Origin of the sequence: Vibrio sp. D3 (assembly GCF_043995865.1) — a bacterium.
Taxonomy (GTDB): domain Bacteria; phylum Pseudomonadota; class Gammaproteobacteria; order Enterobacterales; family Vibrionaceae; genus Vibrio; species Vibrio diabolicus.
Genome location: NZ_CP171887.1, coordinates 2,163,295 through 2,179,063 on the forward strand (window position 1 = coordinate 2,163,295; position 15,769 = coordinate 2,179,063).

General features: G+C 45.3%; 15 protein-coding genes, 1 tRNA gene and 1 riboswitch. Of the genes, 8 read left to right on the plus strand and 8 right to left on the minus strand.

Annotated elements, in window-relative coordinates:
* Positions 1-397: 397 nt before the first annotated feature.
* From moaE to moaA, 5 genes are all read right to left on the minus strand, one after another.
* Entirely contained in the window at positions 398-853 is a 456-nt protein-coding gene (gene moaE / locus ACHFJ9_RS17945) for a molybdopterin synthase catalytic subunit MoaE (protein WP_048625774.1), read from the minus strand.
* Between the two features lies 1 nt (position 854).
* Positions 855-1,112 (minus strand): molybdopterin synthase sulfur carrier subunit, encoded by a 258-nt coding sequence (gene moaD / locus ACHFJ9_RS17950; RefSeq protein WP_005396646.1) that lies wholly within the window; start codon positions 1,110-1,112, stop codon positions 855-857.
* The gene (gene moaC / locus ACHFJ9_RS17955) at positions 1,109-1,588 is read right to left on the minus strand and encodes a cyclic pyranopterin monophosphate synthase MoaC (protein ID WP_005396647.1); all 480 of its coding nucleotides are present in this window, start codon (positions 1,586-1,588) and stop codon (positions 1,109-1,111) included. Before moaC ends, moaD begins: the two co-directional genes overlap by 4 nt.
* Positions 1,589-1,614: 26 nt before the next feature.
* Positions 1,615-2,127, minus strand: a complete 513-nt coding sequence (gene moaB / locus ACHFJ9_RS17960) for a molybdenum cofactor biosynthesis protein B (RefSeq protein WP_005396648.1) — start codon at positions 2,125-2,127, stop codon at positions 1,615-1,617.
* A gap of 105 nt (positions 2,128-2,232) precedes the next feature.
* Complete coding sequence (gene moaA, locus ACHFJ9_RS17965) at positions 2,233-3,222, minus strand: GTP 3',8-cyclase MoaA (RefSeq protein WP_005396649.1); 990 nt, start codon at positions 3,220-3,222, stop codon at positions 2,233-2,235.
* Positions 3,211-3,345: riboswitch (molybdenum cofactor riboswitch) on the minus strand. It overlaps the preceding gene by 12 nt.
* 175 nt (positions 3,346-3,520) lie before the next feature.
* Here moaA and ACHFJ9_RS17970 point away from each other — a divergent pair.
* Positions 3,521-4,417 carry a YvcK family protein gene (locus ACHFJ9_RS17970; protein ID WP_006742807.1) on the plus strand — a complete coding sequence of 299 codons (897 nt, stop codon included), beginning with the start codon at positions 3,521-3,523 and terminating at the stop codon, positions 4,415-4,417.
* A 113-nt stretch (positions 4,418-4,530) separates the two neighbouring features.
* Here the strand turns inward: ACHFJ9_RS17970 and luxU are convergent, their stop codons facing one another.
* The 3 genes from luxU to uvrB all read right to left on the minus strand — a co-directional run bounded on the left by luxU (position 4,531) and on the right by uvrB (position 8,602).
* On the minus strand, positions 4,531-4,875 hold the full coding sequence (gene luxU / locus ACHFJ9_RS17975; RefSeq protein ID WP_012841577.1) for a quorum-sensing phosphorelay protein LuxU: 345 nt from the start codon (positions 4,873-4,875) through the stop codon (positions 4,531-4,533).
* On the minus strand, positions 4,872-6,278 hold the full coding sequence (gene luxO, locus ACHFJ9_RS17980) for a quorum-sensing sigma-54 dependent transcriptional regulator LuxO (protein WP_395355786.1): 1,407 nt from the start codon (positions 6,276-6,278) through the stop codon (positions 4,872-4,874). Before luxO ends, luxU begins: the two co-directional genes overlap by 4 nt.
* A 293-nt stretch (positions 6,279-6,571) precedes the next feature.
* Positions 6,572-8,602 (minus strand): excinuclease ABC subunit UvrB, encoded by a 2,031-nt coding sequence (gene uvrB / locus ACHFJ9_RS17985; protein ID WP_065646646.1) that lies wholly within the window; start codon positions 8,600-8,602, stop codon positions 6,572-6,574.
* Positions 8,603-9,161: 559 nt separating this feature from the next.
* Here uvrB and ACHFJ9_RS17990 point away from each other — a divergent pair.
* The 7 genes from ACHFJ9_RS17990 to ACHFJ9_RS18020 all read left to right on the plus strand — a co-directional run bounded on the left by ACHFJ9_RS17990 (position 9,162) and on the right by ACHFJ9_RS18020 (position 15,767).
* Positions 9,162-9,237: transfer RNA gene (locus ACHFJ9_RS17990), tRNA-Asn, on the plus strand.
* Positions 9,238-9,565: 328 nt separating this feature from the next.
* Entirely contained in the window at positions 9,566-10,144 is a 579-nt protein-coding gene (rsxA, locus tag ACHFJ9_RS17995) for an electron transport complex subunit RsxA (RefSeq protein WP_005380762.1), read from the plus strand.
* A gap of 3 nt (positions 10,145-10,147) precedes the next feature.
* A complete protein-coding gene (rsxB, locus tag ACHFJ9_RS18000) occupies positions 10,148-10,744 on the plus strand; it encodes an electron transport complex subunit RsxB (RefSeq protein ID WP_005396655.1) in 597 nt (198 codons plus the stop codon).
* A gap of 8 nt (positions 10,745-10,752) precedes the next feature.
* Positions 10,753-13,389, plus strand: coding sequence for an electron transport complex subunit RsxC (rsxC, locus tag ACHFJ9_RS18005; protein WP_395355789.1), 2,637 nt, complete (start codon positions 10,753-10,755; stop codon positions 13,387-13,389).
* Positions 13,389-14,435 carry an electron transport complex subunit RsxD gene (gene rsxD, locus ACHFJ9_RS18010; protein WP_065646477.1) on the plus strand — a complete coding sequence of 349 codons (1,047 nt, stop codon included), beginning with the start codon at positions 13,389-13,391 and terminating at the stop codon, positions 14,433-14,435. The genes rsxC and rsxD overlap by 1 nt, the downstream gene beginning before the upstream one ends.
* A gap of 7 nt (positions 14,436-14,442) precedes the next feature.
* Positions 14,443-15,075, plus strand: a complete 633-nt coding sequence (gene rsxG / locus ACHFJ9_RS18015) for an electron transport complex subunit RsxG (RefSeq protein ID WP_006743364.1) — start codon at positions 14,443-14,445, stop codon at positions 15,073-15,075.
* Positions 15,075-15,767 carry an electron transport complex subunit E gene (locus tag ACHFJ9_RS18020; protein ID WP_054867993.1) on the plus strand — a complete coding sequence of 231 codons (693 nt, stop codon included), beginning with the start codon at positions 15,075-15,077 and terminating at the stop codon, positions 15,765-15,767. Before rsxG ends, ACHFJ9_RS18020 begins: the two co-directional genes overlap by 1 nt.
* The last annotated feature ends 2 nt before the right edge of the window (positions 15,768-15,769 follow it).

The following is a 15,769-nucleotide window of genomic DNA, read 5'->3' on the forward strand; positions in this document are numbered from 1 at the left end:
AGCAATCATTGAAGTAATTTGCCATAAAAATGTAGCAAAAAAACCAATAATCCTGACTAAACCACACATATCTAGCAGTAAACTCTAATCAAAAAGTATTCACCAGCCAAATGGAGACCAGAAGCGACATTCCACAGACAAAACTTTCGATTAATCTACATTTAAACCGTTTGATAGCATCTTATGCTAGATATTTACATATTATTTAACATTTATGACAAATGAAGTCTAACAAATAATTGTTTATATATTGGGCTAAAAACTTTTATTGTGAAGAATATCACCAGAGCGAGCACGGGTTGTGTTGAAGTCAAATGAGCAGAATTATGAAGATAAGTACAAAAAAAGCTAAGTGCCATTGACACTTAGCTTTTTTCACTAGAATGAGGAGTGGGTTCTATTTTTCCCAACGCTGCGCAGCTTGGTGATCAGTATCGCGCGACTCAATCCAACGATCTTCACTCGTCGTGCGTTCTTTCTTCCAAAATGGTGCTTTGGTTTTCAAGTAGTCCATAATGAACTCGCAAGCATCAAATGCTGCTCCACGGTGTGCACTTGAAACACCAACAAAGACGATTTGATCACCGCTATCCATATCACCAACGCGATGAATCACGCGTACGCCCAATAATGGCCAACGTGATTCAGCTTGATCGCAAATGTCGCTCAAGCTCTTCTCAGTCATGCCTGGGTAGTGTTCCAAGTGCAAACCAACAACATTATCGCCAAGGTTCATATCTCGAACTTTACCAATGAATGTTACGACAGCACCAGCAGCCGTACCTTCGGATAAACGTTGATATTCGTGATCAACGGAAAAGTCTTCAACTTGTACAGAGACGCGTGGGTCCATCTTAACCTCCGGTTACCGGTGGGAAAAATGCAACTTCATCCCCCGCTTTTACTTCGGTATCAAGTGGGACAATAGATTGATTAACAGCAGCAAGTAGCTTTCCTGGCTCTAAAGCCAAATCCCACTTACCATTTTTATCAGCGCCCTCTTCCACGAGATGTGCGCGAATCGCTTCAACCGTTTCAAATTGATCATCTAATTCGACACTGTCGATACCAATCAGCTCACGAGTCTGAGCAAAAAAAAGTACTTTAATCATGATTCCGCCTTGAAGTGTCCAGATTTTCCACCCGTCTTTTCTAGGAGACGAACTTGACCGATAACCATGTCTTTTTGCACCGCTTTACACATATCGTAAATCGTCAGTGCAGCAACAGAAGCCGCCGTTAGCGCTTCCATTTCTACGCCCGTTTTACCTGCAAGCTTACAAACAGATTCAATACGAACTTTGTTTTCTGACTCAATAGCCTCCAACTGAACTTCGACTTTAGAAAGCAACAGAGGATGACAAAGTGGAATCAAATCCCACGTTTTCTTTGCAGCTTGGATACCAGCAATTCGAGCCGTCGCGAACACATCACCTTTATGATGCTGACCGGAAACAATCAGTTGCAAGGTTTCTGGGGCCATGTGAACAAATGCTTCTGCACGTGCTTCACGAACCGTTTCAGCTTTTGCAGACACGTCGACCATGTTAGCTTCGCCAGACGCGTTGATATGGGTAAATTGAGTCATTGTTTTTCCTTCGCTTTTAGGAAAGGTTATACAGATAGGTGCGGCATGAAGTTACAAGGGCGATGGCTTGCATCTAACTGCTGCTTGATGATCTTCGTCCAGCCAGTGCGGCACGCGCCTGTTGAACCAGGCATTGCGAAGATAACTGTATGATTAGCAAAGCCTGCAATTGCACGCGATTGGATGGTTGACGTACCAATTTCTTCGTAAGACACCATGCGGAATAACTCACCAAAACCTTCTACTTCTTTATCAAACAGAGGCTTCAGCGCTTCTGGTGTGCTGTCACGTGACGTGAACCCTGTACCACCAGTAATCATGATCGCTTGAACATTGTCGTCCGCAATCCACTGAGAAACAATTGCGCGAATTTTGTACATGTCATCAATAACAATTTGCTTATCGACAACATTGTGACCCGCTTCTTGAGCGTGTTCAACAAGGTAGCGACCAGAGGTATCGTTTTCTTCGGTACGAGTGTCAGATACCGTTAGAACGGCAATATTTGCAGGTTGAAATTTGCTTTCAGCGTGACCCATGTGTTCACCTATTCTCTTTTAACTTTGATACGTTTGGTATCGATTCTAGAAAAGCGAGGGAAAGCTAGCCTATAAATAAGCTTTCCCTACAAAATTTGAGTTGATTTAGCCGCCGATAGACGCCAGATGTGGCGTCATACCCGTATTACCATCGTGCAAGAAGTGGCTCACCGACTTAGTTTGTAACTGCGCTTGGATGCGTTCAATAAGCTCGCTTTCTTGCTCATCACGTTCCAATAGATCACGTAGTTCTACACCGTGGTCTCCAAACAAACACAGATGCAGCTTACCCATCGCAGAGACGCGTAGTCGGTTGCAGCTCTCACAAAAGTCTTTTTCATACGGCATGATCAGGCCAATTTCACCCTTGTAATCTGGATGAACAAACACTTGCGCGGGGCCGTCATTATGAGAGCGCACTTTAAGCAGCCAACCGTTTGCAATCAACTGATTACGAATTGCTACGCCTGACACATGATGCTTATTGAATAAATCATCCATCTCACCCGTTTGCATCAATTCGATGAAGCGCAGTTGGATTGGACGATCTTTTATCCAGTTGAGAAACGCTGGCAGTTCTTGATGGTTAAGATCTTTCATCAAAACCACATTAACTTTGACTTGCTCATAACCAACTTCAAACGCACGCTCGATACCATTCATCACCTCAGTGAACTTATTTTCACCCGTGATTTGATGGAACATACGCGGATCAAGGCTGTCCACGCTAACGTTGATGTGAGTTAAGCCCGCTTCACGCCAGTCTGCGACTTGCTTCGCCATGCGGTAACCATTGGTCGTCGTTGCAACTTTTTGGATACCGGGCGTCGTCGCCACTGAGTGGATAATGTCGGTAAAATCTTTGCGTAAACTTGGTTCACCGCCAGTAATGCGCACTTTTGACGTGCCACAATCAGCAAACGCTTTTACGACCCGTTTGATTTCAGGAAGAGATAAAAAAGACGAGTTTTTATTGCCCGAAGGCTTATAGCCATCAGGAAGGCAATAGGTACATTTGAAATTACATACGTCGGTCACAGACAGACGCAAGTAATAGAACTTACGATGAAATTTGTCTTCGAATTGTTGCGCCACGGAACACCTTTCCAAACACGGGAGGCATGGCCATTTCCAATCATGCCCTTGTGACAGTACGCCACTGGCTCAAAACGCTTATCCTCGGACTTAGCAATAGTGAGCTCGGAGTTATGGCAACCAGAGATATGAAACCTCTGATAGCTTTGCGGTGTAAAATACTTAATATTTGTACTGGAATCCAGACTTGAGTGATAAAAAACTCTCTAGAGACACAATTTACCGCTAAGTGAGTACCTTTCGAGCACTCCTTAAGATAAATTGTAGCCGTTTTTTACAAGATTATTAGAAGAACGTAATGAATATCTACACGGATAAAAAAGTGGTCGCTGTTGGCGGTGGTCATGGCTTAGGTCGAATGTTGGCCGCACTACGGGATTTTGGCGGCAATGCAACTGGCATTGTCGCCACAACAGACAATGGTGGCTCAACAGGAAGAATTCGTCACTGCCAAGGTGGAATCGCCTGGGGCGACACACGGAACTGCATTAATCAGCTGATCACAGAACCGTCGATCAGTTCAATGATGTTTGAATATCGCTTCAAAGGTACAGGTGAGCTTGATGGTCATAACCTCGGTAACTTGATGCTTACGGCGCTCGATAACTTATCGGTCAGACCGTTAGATGCCATCAATCTGATTCGAAACATGTTAAAAGTCGACGTTAACATTCTTCCTATGTCTGAACACCCTTCCGATCTTTCCGCGTTATCCGTGGATGGGAAGTGGGTCACGGGAGAAACGAATGTAGACGAGATGGACACCGATTTACGCCGTCTCGATCTATCACCAGAAGTTCCTGCAACTAAAGAAGCAGTAACTGCACTGGCAGAGGCAGACGCTATTATTCTTGGTCCTGGCAGCTTTTTAACCAGCATCATGCCTCCTTTGCTGTTGCCTGAGCTCGGCAAAGCCATTGCCGCCAATGAGAAAGCAAAAGTCATTTTCGTTGCCAACTTGAGTCCAGAGTACGGCCCAGCCGGACGAATGACCATGGCACAAAAATTAGAATGGTGTGAGCGTGCCTGCCAAGGTAGGAAGATAGACGTGGTTCTAGCAGAGGAAACCGAGCAAGAAGTCTTGAGCCAGTGGAATGTAGTGACCGAGTCGTTAGCTTCGTCGAACCGAGATTGGCGTCACGACCGAGATAAACTCAAGCTCGCTATTGAAAGCCAGCTAAGGCTTTCAATTTAAAAAAACGCCCTCTAAAGCTAGGGGATAGCTTCAAGTTTATCTCGCTGTCAACAATGAAAAAACCCTTCACGTACGTGAAGGGTTTTGTGTAAGAGTCTCATCAGAACAATGCATTACTGCTGCCAATCACGATAAGCGTCGCGTGTTTCGTGCAAAAGATCGAACATCGTTTTTAACTCGTCTGACTCTTCAGCTAACTCACCTGCTTTGGCTTTTTTATCTATCGACATCGCCAATTGACAAAGACGGTCTGCTCCAAAGCTCGCTGCACTGCTTTTTAACGCGTGACTGATTTCTTTTAGGTAACGCAATCGCTCTGTCCCTTGAAACTGAGATAAATTCTCGATGTAGGTATCCATCTCCCCTAAGAAAATATCGAGTAAAACAGGAACATTATCACTGCCAATCTCCATCGACAGTTCATCGATTTTTTGCTGATTTAATACATTCACACTCATACTTTTTGCCGCTCTTCCTTGCCATTCCAAGCCTGTAACTTGCGGTAAATCGTCGACGGACTGACATCAAGGTATCCCGCCGCTCGGGGGATATTGCCATCACACGCTTCAATCGCTTGCTCTATCGCCATTTTTTCTGTCATCCACAACGGCATAATCTCAGACGCAGTCATCACTTTCGGCTCAATGAATTTCGCCACAGAAGACGGACGGTCAAGCGGTTGATTCAGCGGTGGCGGTAACATATCCAACGTGATTTCTTTACCGTTGTTTAGAACAACGATATTGCGCAGCACGTTTTGTAACTGACGAACGTTGCCTGGCCACTCATAGCTATTAAATCGGTCGATTACATCAGGCGCAAAACGCACGAAGCTTTTTCCTTCTTCGTGCGACATATAGCCTAACAGTGAGTATGCAATTTCAATGACATCTTCACCTCGTTCACGTAAAGGTGGCAAATGCAAAGGAATGACATACAAACGATAGTACAAATCTTCACGGAATCGACCTTCTTGTACCTCTTTCCATGGGTCACGGTTAGTTGCACAAACAAAGCGAACATCCACGCTCTTCATTTTTGATGAGCCCACTTTTTGGAACGTGCCGGTTTGAATAAATCGTAGCAATTTGGTTTGCAAATCTAAGTCCATCTCACACAGTTCATCAAGGAAAAGTGTGCCACCATCCGCTAATTCCGCTGCACCCTGACGATCATTTGCTGCACCGGTAAAAGCACCTTTCACGTGACCAAACAGTTCACTCTCAATCAAATCTTTTGGAATTGCAGCACAGTTAATCGCAATAAAAGGCTTGTCACCACGCTTGCTTGCCGCATGGATTGCCTCGGCACATACCTCTTTACCCGTACCACTTTCACCAGTGATGAAGATACTCGCTTTACTGTTCGCTGCTGAATCAATCGTGCGGTAAACCTGTTGCATAGTTTGGCTGCTGCCAATAAAGCCTTGATAACTCTGATTTCCCGGGTTATCAGCCTCGTTTTTTAACTTAGTCGCTTTACGAATCGCATTGTTAACCGTGACACGTAAACGGTCTGCTTCACACGGTTTGATCAAAAAGTCTTGAGAGCCATGACGCATTGCTTCTACCGCGGTATCGATAGAACCGTGAGCGGTCATAAAAATAATAGGTACGTCTGGATGACTCTTTTTTACAGCGTGTAAAACGTCCATCCCCGTCATATCTGGCAGACGAAGATCGAGCAGAATAAGATCTGGAATTCTATGGTTGAGACTTTCAATGGCATCCCTACCTGTACCGACAATATTGATATCTATACCAAGCGGTGTCAGGTATGAGCGGTACAGTGCCGCAACAGATGCGGTATCCTCAACCATTAAAAGGTAACGAGATTTAGGACCTTCAGATTTTTGTTGCATAACCTAGCTAATATTTTGTTGTGTTTTAAACAATAATCGCATTACGCTTTGCATTTTGCAAATAACATTAGCTAAATTATGGGTAAGAGAAAGGATTCAAAAATAATATCAATTATTTAAAAAATGGCATAAACCATGCTGATAGTTTAGTGACCCCTCGGGTCACCTAGCCAACTGACGTTGTTAGTGAACGAGATGTTCACAAAACAAGCCAATAGACCCGACTGCCTATTGGCTTCTTTTTTTGCAAGCAATCTAAAACACTTGGCTAAGCTAGATCATTAAGCTTACTTTTAACTATTTGCGATGAACTGCGCTCTTAGTTTTTCAATCTCGTCACGCTTTTGCGCCGCCAATTCAAACTCTAAATCTTGCGCGTGCTGATACATTGCCGCCTCAAGTCGACTGATTTCTTTTTCCAACTGTTGAGGAGACATGACCTCGTATGTTTGCGAAGGCTCCGCCACTTTCGACAACGGTACCTGTTTAGTATTACGCTGACGTTTAGACTTGGTAATATCGCCCAATTCCATAATATCTTTGATATTTCGTTTGAGCGCTTGCGGCGAAATGCCCATTTCTTCGTTGTACGCTTTCTGCTTCTCGCGGCGGCGGTTGGTTTCATCCATCGCCTTTTTCATGGAGTTGGTGATTCGGTCAGCATACAAGATCGCCTTACCTTCAAGATTTCGCGCAGCACGACCAATGGTCTGAATCAGTGAACGCTCGGAGCGCAAGAAGCCCTCTTTATCTGCATCCAATATTGCAACCAGCGAGACTTCAGGCATGTCCAAGCCTTCTCGTAGCAAGTTAATTCCCACCAGCACGTCAAACTCGCCAAGACGAAGATCACGGATGATCTCCACACGTTCTACGGTGTCAATATCTGAGTGTAAGTAACGGACCCTAACATCATGTTCGTGCAAGTACTCGGTGAGATCTTCGGCCATCCGTTTGGTCAATGTTGTCACTAGAACTCGCTCATCTTTAGCAGAACGGAGGCGAATTTCAGACAACAAGTCGTCTACTTGGGTCGCTACTGGGCGAACTTCCAATTCTGGGTCAAGCAAGCCTGTTGGACGAACAACTTGATCCGCTACATCGCCTGAAGATTTTTCTAGTTCATAATTTCCTGGCGTCGCAGAGACAAAAATCGTCTGCGGTGCTAACGCTTCAAACTCTTCAAACTTGAGCGGACGATTATCTAACGCAGAAGGTAAGCGAAAACCAAACTCCACTAGCGTTTCTTTACGAGAGCGGTCACCTTTATACATGGCACCAATCTGCGGCACAGTCACGTGGGATTCATCGATGATCAACAAACCGTCATGAGGCAAGTAATCAAACAATGTCGGTGGCGGCTCGCCTTCCGATCGTCCGCTGAGATAGCGAGAATAGTTTTCGATACCTGAGCAAAAACCTAACTCATTCATCATCTCGATATCGAATTGAGTCCGCTGGCTAATACGCTGTTCTTCCAGTAGCTTGTTGTTGTCTAGAAGCTGTTTTTTGCGTACTTCTAATTCAACCTTAATATTTTCAATCGCTTCAAGAATACGATCTCTTGGTGTCACGTAGTGCGTCTTAGGATAAATGGTGTAGCGTGGTAAATCTCGCTGTTTCACCACACCAGTCAATGGATCAAAAACACTGATGCAGTCAATTTCATCATCAAACATTTCGACACGAACTGCGTCTTGGTCAGATTCCGCTGGAAAGATATCAATCACTTCGCCACGAACCCGAAACTGTCCTCGCTCAAATGCCACGTCATTTCTTGAATATTGTAGCTCTGCCAAACGTCGTAGCATGTCCCGTTGATCAATCACGTCACCACGACGTAAATGCAACATCATTTGCAAGTAAGATTCTGGGTCACCCAAACCATAGATAGCAGAAACAGACGCAACGATAATCGCGTCTTTACGTTCCAATAGTGCTTTCGTTGCGGAAAGGCGCATTTGCTCTATGTGAGCGTTAACTGATGCGTCTTTTTCAATGAAAGTATCCGTCGTCGGGACATAAGCTTCAGGCTGGTAGTAATCGTAGTAGGAAACAAAGTATTCCACCGCATTATTGGGAAAGAATGATTTCATCTCGCCATATAATTGCGCTGCGAGCGTTTTGTTTGGCGCAAGTAATATTGCAGGTCGCTGGGCTTGAGCGATAACATTCGCTAGTGTGAACGTTTTACCCGATCCCGTTACCCCCAATAGTGTTTGATGTGCCAGTCCAGCATCGAGCCCCTCAAGCAGCTGCTTGATCGCTCCCGGCTGGTCACCCGATGGCTGATAATCGGAGACCAATTCATAGACTTTACTCATACCCTTCCTCAACTTTACTGCGCTTTGGCTGTATATATATACACCTTAGCCAATGAAATCTACGTCTATTGAAAATTTACCCACCATTGTTAATAAATTTTCTTGTTTGTCTAGAATGCTATAGCCATACAAAACCTACTCTGATATAGTACTTCGCCCTAGTTGAAGAGCCACACCCATTCTTCACATTGCAGTTTCCACAACTTTTCCCCAAAAATTGACCTAAACACTCTTTATCCCCAAAAGCTAGATTTTTATCCACCTTGAATACATTTTGCTTAACATCAATAAATCTATGTTTTAATTGCATATTCTCTGTATAGCTCTGATTAAAAATTCACTAAATAAAAACCAGGTTGCATATAAAAGATCTTTACTCAGATCTCATCAACATAGTTATCCACAAAATTAGTGGATAACTAACCTCACCCCTTTACTGACAAGCAGTACAGAAAAGTAAAGCCCTTCCCCCAATATTTTTTGCTAAAAATGTATTTTTTTACTGTTGACAGTAGTTTGGCTGCTCGGTAAGATTCGTTCCGCTTTCAAGCAAAGCAATTCCTCCTTAGCTCAGTTGGTAGAGCGACGGACTGTTAATCCGCAGGTCGCTGGTTCGAGCCCAGCAGGAGGAGCCAAATTCCAGAAAAGTCGTGTCGCAAGACACGGCTTTTTTCGTTTTGAAATCAAAAACTTCTTTCACCATCAATATCTCAAGTGACGACTTAAAATTACTCGCTAAGTGTAATTCCCACCTTCTGAGCAAAAGATTCTTTGAGGAAAGACAGCACCAGCGTCTTTGTAAAATCCATTCAGCAAGCTGTTCAATTTCTTATTGATTCATCAAAATACCTCACATAGACGACTATTTTTCCATCGTGTATGTAAAACCACATCGTTCACTGGTTGTTATTGGTGTCACAAAACACGATAATATCAAGATCGGATTTTAAGAACGTAATAACTATGACCGAATATGTTTTGTTGTTGGTCGGCACTGTGCTGGTGAACAACTTTGTACTGGTGAAGTTTTTGGGCCTATGTCCTTTCATGGGTGTGTCCAAAAAACTGGAAACAGCAATAGGTATGGGCTTAGCGACAACTTTTGTGCTAACGCTCGCGTCAGTGTGTGCGTATTTAGTGGAAAGCTACATTCTTCGTCCACTGGGTATTGAGTACCTTCGAACCATGAGTTTTATTTTGGTGATAGCCGTTGTGGTGCAGTTCACCGAAATGGTTGTGCACAAAACAAGTCCAACACTTTATCGCTTGCTTGGTATTTTCTTACCGCTGATCACTACAAACTGCGCGGTATTAGGCGTCGCGCTTCTTAATATTAATGAGAACCATAACTTTATCGAATCGATTATCTACGGCTTCGGCGCCGCTGTTGGTTTCTCATTGGTGTTGATACTTTTTGCATCCATGCGTGAGCGCATAGCTGCCGCCGACGTACCAGTGCCTTTTAAAGGTGCATCGATTGCAATGATTACAGCGGGTTTAATGTCACTAGCCTTTATGGGCTTTACAGGTTTGGTGAAGTAAACAATGAGTACGATTTTAATTGCGATCATCGCGTTAGCGGTTCTTGCTGCGATTTTCGGCGCGATACTTGGTTTTGCTTCTATTCGCTTCAAAGTCGAGGCAGACCCAATTGTGGATCAAATCGACGCAATCTTACCTCAAACTCAATGCGGTCAATGTGGCTACCCTGGTTGCCGCCCTTATGCTGAAGCGATTGCAAATGGCGACCACATCAACAAATGTCCGCCAGGCGGTCAGGCAACAATCGAAAAGCTCGCCGACTTAATGGGTGTTGAGCCAGAAGAATCTGCGCACGATCTCGACAGCAAAATTCCAACCGTTGCATTTATCCACGAAGATATGTGCATTGGCTGTACTAAGTGTATTCAAGCGTGTCCAGTGGATGCAATTGTAGGCGGTACAAAAGCGGTCCATACCGTAATTAAAGACGAATGTACGGGGTGTGACTTATGTGTTGCACCATGTCCAACTGATTGTATTGAAATGATTCCTGTGGCAACCACCACGGAAAGCTGGAAGTGGCAACTTAACTCCATTCCAGTACTCAACATTACGGATGCTGCCGACGATGCAGCGAACGTGAAAGATTCAATTAAGTAAGGTTTCGCATGTTGTCTTTGATTGAACAAATTCGTACAGGCTCGCTTTGGGATTTCCCTGGTGGTGTGCATCCGGCAGAAAACAAAAAGCAGTCCAACAAAACTGAGCTCGTTCACGCGGCTATCCCATCAGAAATTGTATTACCGCTAAAACAGCACATTGGTAAGGCTGGTAACTTATTGGTTGCCGAAGGTGACCACGTATTAAAAGGTCAGCCATTAACGCAATCCGAAACTGGTTTTACCGTTCCAGTGCATGCTCCTACATCGGGTACGATCACCGCAATTGAGCCTAGAACCGTTGCTCACCCTTCAGGTCTGAGTGAACTCTGTGCGGTCATTACACCTGATGGTAACGATACATGGTGTGACAGAAAACCCGTCGCGGATTACAAACAAGAAACACCTGACGCACTGATCGATATTATTCGTCTCGCAGGCATTTCAGGTATGGGTGGCGCAGGTTTCCCTACCGCAAAAAAAATCCAATCAGGTTTTGCTCGCACAGAGATTCTTATCGTCAACGCAGCTGAGTGTGAGCCATACATCACATCAGATGACAAGCTCATGCAAGAGCATGCCGAAGAGCTCATCCAAGGTATCGAGATTGTCGAACATATCCTGACACCAAAGCTCACGATTATTGGTATTGAAGATAACAAACCAGAGGCAATTAAAGCGTTAGAAGCTGCGGCTCTAAACAAAGATATCGTCATTCGCGTTATCCCGACTAAATACCCTTCTGGTGGTGAAAAACAGCTGATCAAAATTTTGACCAATAAAGAAGTACCAAGCGGCGCAATTCCAGCCGATATTGGTATTTTGGTTCAAAATGTCGGTTCTCTTTACTCAATCAAACGCGCAATCATCGATGGTGAACCGATGATAAAACGCGTGGTGACTCTCACCGGTAAAACATTCAAACAACCACGCAATGTTTGGGCATTATTAGGTACACCAGTACAGGCGTTATTGGATGAGTTTGGCTATAAAGCCGATAAGAAGTTACAACGTTTAATCATGGGTGGACCAATGATGGGCTTCACCCTTCCCCACTCTCAAGTGCCGATTACCAAGACAGCAAACTGTATCCTTGCCCCGACTCGTCGTGAGATCTCTCCACACCAACATGAGATGGAATGTATTCGCTGTAGCCAATGTGCTGAAGCTTGCCCTGCTTCACTGCTACCTCAGCAACTGCAATGGCATGCAAAAGCTGAAGAGTATGACAAACTCGAAGAACTAAACTTAAAGGATTGTATCGAGTGCGGTGCTTGTGCGTTTGTGTGTCCAAGTGAAATTCCTCTCGTACAGTACTACCGCCAAGCAAAAGCGGAAATTCGCACCAGAACACAAGAAGCGGAAGCTGCGGAGCGAGCGAAGCTGCGTTTTGAAGAGAAGAAAGCGCGTATGGAACGCGAAAAAGCAGAACGTGAAAATCGCTTTAAGAAAGCAGCCGATCAGCGCCGTAAAGACATGAAATCTTCTGGTGGTGATGATGCGATAGCAGCAGCGATCGCACGAGTGAAAGCTCAGAAGACAGAAACAACAGAAAAAGCAGAGCCAGCCGTGAAACCTGCCGTCGCTGCAGCCATTGCCAAAGCGAAGGCAAAACAGGCCGCAGCCGCTAAAGCAGGCTCTAGTGAACCTGATAACTCAGAAATGGCAAAACTGCGCGAAGAACGCAAACGTCTAGCCCGCGAACGTAAAGCACAAAAAGAACAAGGCGAAACGCCAGACAACAACGCTGATGATAAGAAATCGGCAGTTGCAGCAGCCATCGCCCGAGCTAAAGCGAAAAAAGCTCAACAAGAAGAATCAACCGAAACAATAGAAGCTCAAGCATCTGCTGAGAAAACCGAAGATCCGAAGAAAGCCGCGGTTGCGGCTGCTATTGCGCGTGCCAAAGCGCGTAAAGCGAAACAAGCAGACTCAACTGAAACCGAAGAAGCTGAAACGCCTACTGAGCAAACCGACGATCCGAAGAAAGCCGCCGTTGCTGCTGCCATTGCACGCGCAAAGGCCCGAAAAGCGAAACAAGCAGACTCAACTGAAACCGAAGAAGCTGAAGCGCCCGCTGAGCAAGCTGAAGATCCGAAAAAAGCCGCGGTTGCTGCTGCCATTGCACGCGCTAAGGCCCGAAAAGCGAAACAAGCAGACTCAACTGAAACCGAAGAAGCTGAAGCGCCCGCTGAGCAAGCTGAAGATCCGAAAAAAGCCGCGGTTGCTGCTGCCATTGCACGCGCTAAGGCCCGAAAAGCGAAACAAGCAGACTCAACTGAAACCGAAGAAGCTGAAGCGCCTACTGAGCAAGCTGCAGACCCGAAAAAAGCCGCGGTTGCTGCTGCCATTGCGCGTGCCAAAGCGCGTAAAGCTAAGCAAGAAGAACCAGCCGAAACGGTAGAAGCTGAAACGCCTGCTGAACAAGCTGAAGATCCGAAAAAAGCGGCTGTCGCTGCGGCTATTGCGCGTGCCAAAGCGCGTAAAGCTAAGCAAGAAGAACCAGCCGAAACGTTAGAAGCTGAAACGCCTGCTGAACAAACTGAAGATCCGAAAAAAGCGGCTGTCGCTGCTGCTATTGCGCGCGCGAAGGCTCGCAAAGCGCAGCAAGAAGCTAATAAAAATAATACTGAGGAGAACGAGTAGTGTCGTTTTTTATTGCCAGTTCACCGCATACCCACAGCCGTCGTAGTACACCTGACTTAATGAAATGGGTGGCACTTTGTGCTCTCCCAGGTTTAGCGGCTCAGACCTACTTCTTTGGGTGGGGAACGCTTATTCAGCTGATTTTTGCCATCGCAGTCGCTGTATCACTTGAAGCCTTAGTTATGGTCTTCCGTAAACGTTCGCCGATGCGAGCACTACGTGATAACAGTGCGATCGTTACCGCTTGGTTATTAGCCGTGGCTATCCCACCATGGTCTCCGTGGTGGATTATGGTGATCGGACTTATTTTCGCGATCGTAATCGCTAAACACCTATATGGTGGCCTTGGTCAAAACTTATTCAACCCTGCCATGGTCGCTTATGTGGTCTTGTTGATCTCATTCCCAGTGCAAATGACGAGTTGGAGTGCCCCGACGTCACTCATACCTGATCACGTAAATTTTGCAGATACACTCTCTTTAATTTTTACGGGCTATGATTACGACGGCTTATCGCTTCAGCAAGTTCGAACGGGGGTTGACGGCGTGACAATGGCGACGCCACTTGATGCATTTAAAACTGGTATTCATACAGGCGCAACCCCAAGCGAAGTACTGTCGCAGCCAATATTCGATGGCTTAGCTGGCATTGGTTGGCAATGGGTAAATCTTGCCTACTTACTTGGTGGTTTAGTGATGATCAAAAAACGCATCATCCAATGGTATATCCCCGTAGGTTTCCTAGTGAGCCTGACGCTATTTAGCCTCGTGTTCAGCTTACTGACCCCAGGGGAAACTGCGTCGCCAATCTTCCACTTGCTATCAGGTGCAACCATGCTTGGCGCATTCTTTATTGCAACCGATCCCGTGTCGGCGTCGACAACCGTTAAAGGACGTTTGATCTTTGGCGCGCTTATTGGTGCTTTGGTCTTTATCATTCGCAGTTGGGGAGGCTTCCCTGATGGTGTTGCATTCGCAGTGTTACTTGCAAATATGTGTGTGCCACTGATCGATTACTACACCAAACCTAGAACTTACGGTCACTGAGGTAAACATGTTAACCGCTATTAGAAAAAATGGTCTGACACTTGCGATCTTTGCCTGTGCAACAACCGGATTAGTCGCCTTTACTCAGTACCTAACAAAAGACCAAATCAAGATACAAGAACAACAACAATTGCTTTCTGTTTTGAATCAAGTCATTCCAGAAAACATGCATGACAACGCACTCACGCAAGCCTGCACTATGGTCACGTCACCAGAACTGGGGACATTACGTGCGATGCCAGCCTACCTCGCCACGAAGAATGGTGAACCGACAGCAATCGCAATAGAATCCATCGCGCCAGATGGCTACAATGGTGAGATAAAAGTTATTACTGGGATTGACAATCAGGGCAATATTTTGGGGACACGCGTCTTAAGCCATCAAGAAACCCCTGGCCTGGGCGATAAAATTGATCTTCGTGTCACCGACTGGATCCTGAGCTTTACGGGCAAACAAGTCACGGAAAGTAACTGGAACTCATGGAAAGTTCGTAAAGATGGTGGTGATTTCGATCAATTTACTGGTGCAACGATCACGCCTAGAGCCGTCGTAAAAGTGGTGCGAAATACCGTTAACTACGTAAACCAATCTCGTGAAGACATTCTTAGCCAGCCTTTGGGCTGTGAAGGAGAGCAGTAATGAATGAGAATAAATTGCTGATGAAAAACGGTATGTGGAGCAATAATCCTGCTCTCGTACAGCTGCTGGGTCTGTGTCCACTACTAGCGGTTTCTTCCACAATAACCAATGCCTTAGGTCTTGGTATTGCAACCTTACTAGTGCTGGTCGGCTCAAACGTCACGGTTTCTCTTATTCGTAATTACGTACCAAAAGAGATCCGCATTCCTGTATTCGTGATGATTATTGCCTCACTTGTTACCTGCGTTCAGTTATTGATGAATGCCTATGCGTATGGTTTATACCTGTCTCTTGGTATCTTTATTCCTCTGATTGTAACCAACTGCATCATTATTGGTCGAGCTGAAGCATACGCTTCAAAAAATGATGTTGCGCCTGCAGCATTAGACGGTTTATGGATGGGTCTTGGTATGACAAGCGTTTTGGTCGTGCTAGGTGCCATGCGTGAGTTAATTGGTAATGGTACGCTATTCGACGGGGCAGATCTGCTATTAGGAGACTGGGCATCCGCTCTCCGCATCCAAGTTTTCCAATTTGACAACAGCTTTTTGCTAGCGCTTCTTCCACCCGGTGCATTTATCGGTGTTGGTCTGTTGATAGCGCTTAAAAATGTCATCGATAATTCAGTCCAGGCACGTCAACCAAAAGAAGAAAAACCAACCATAGAACGTGCTCGCGTCACCAACGCATAACA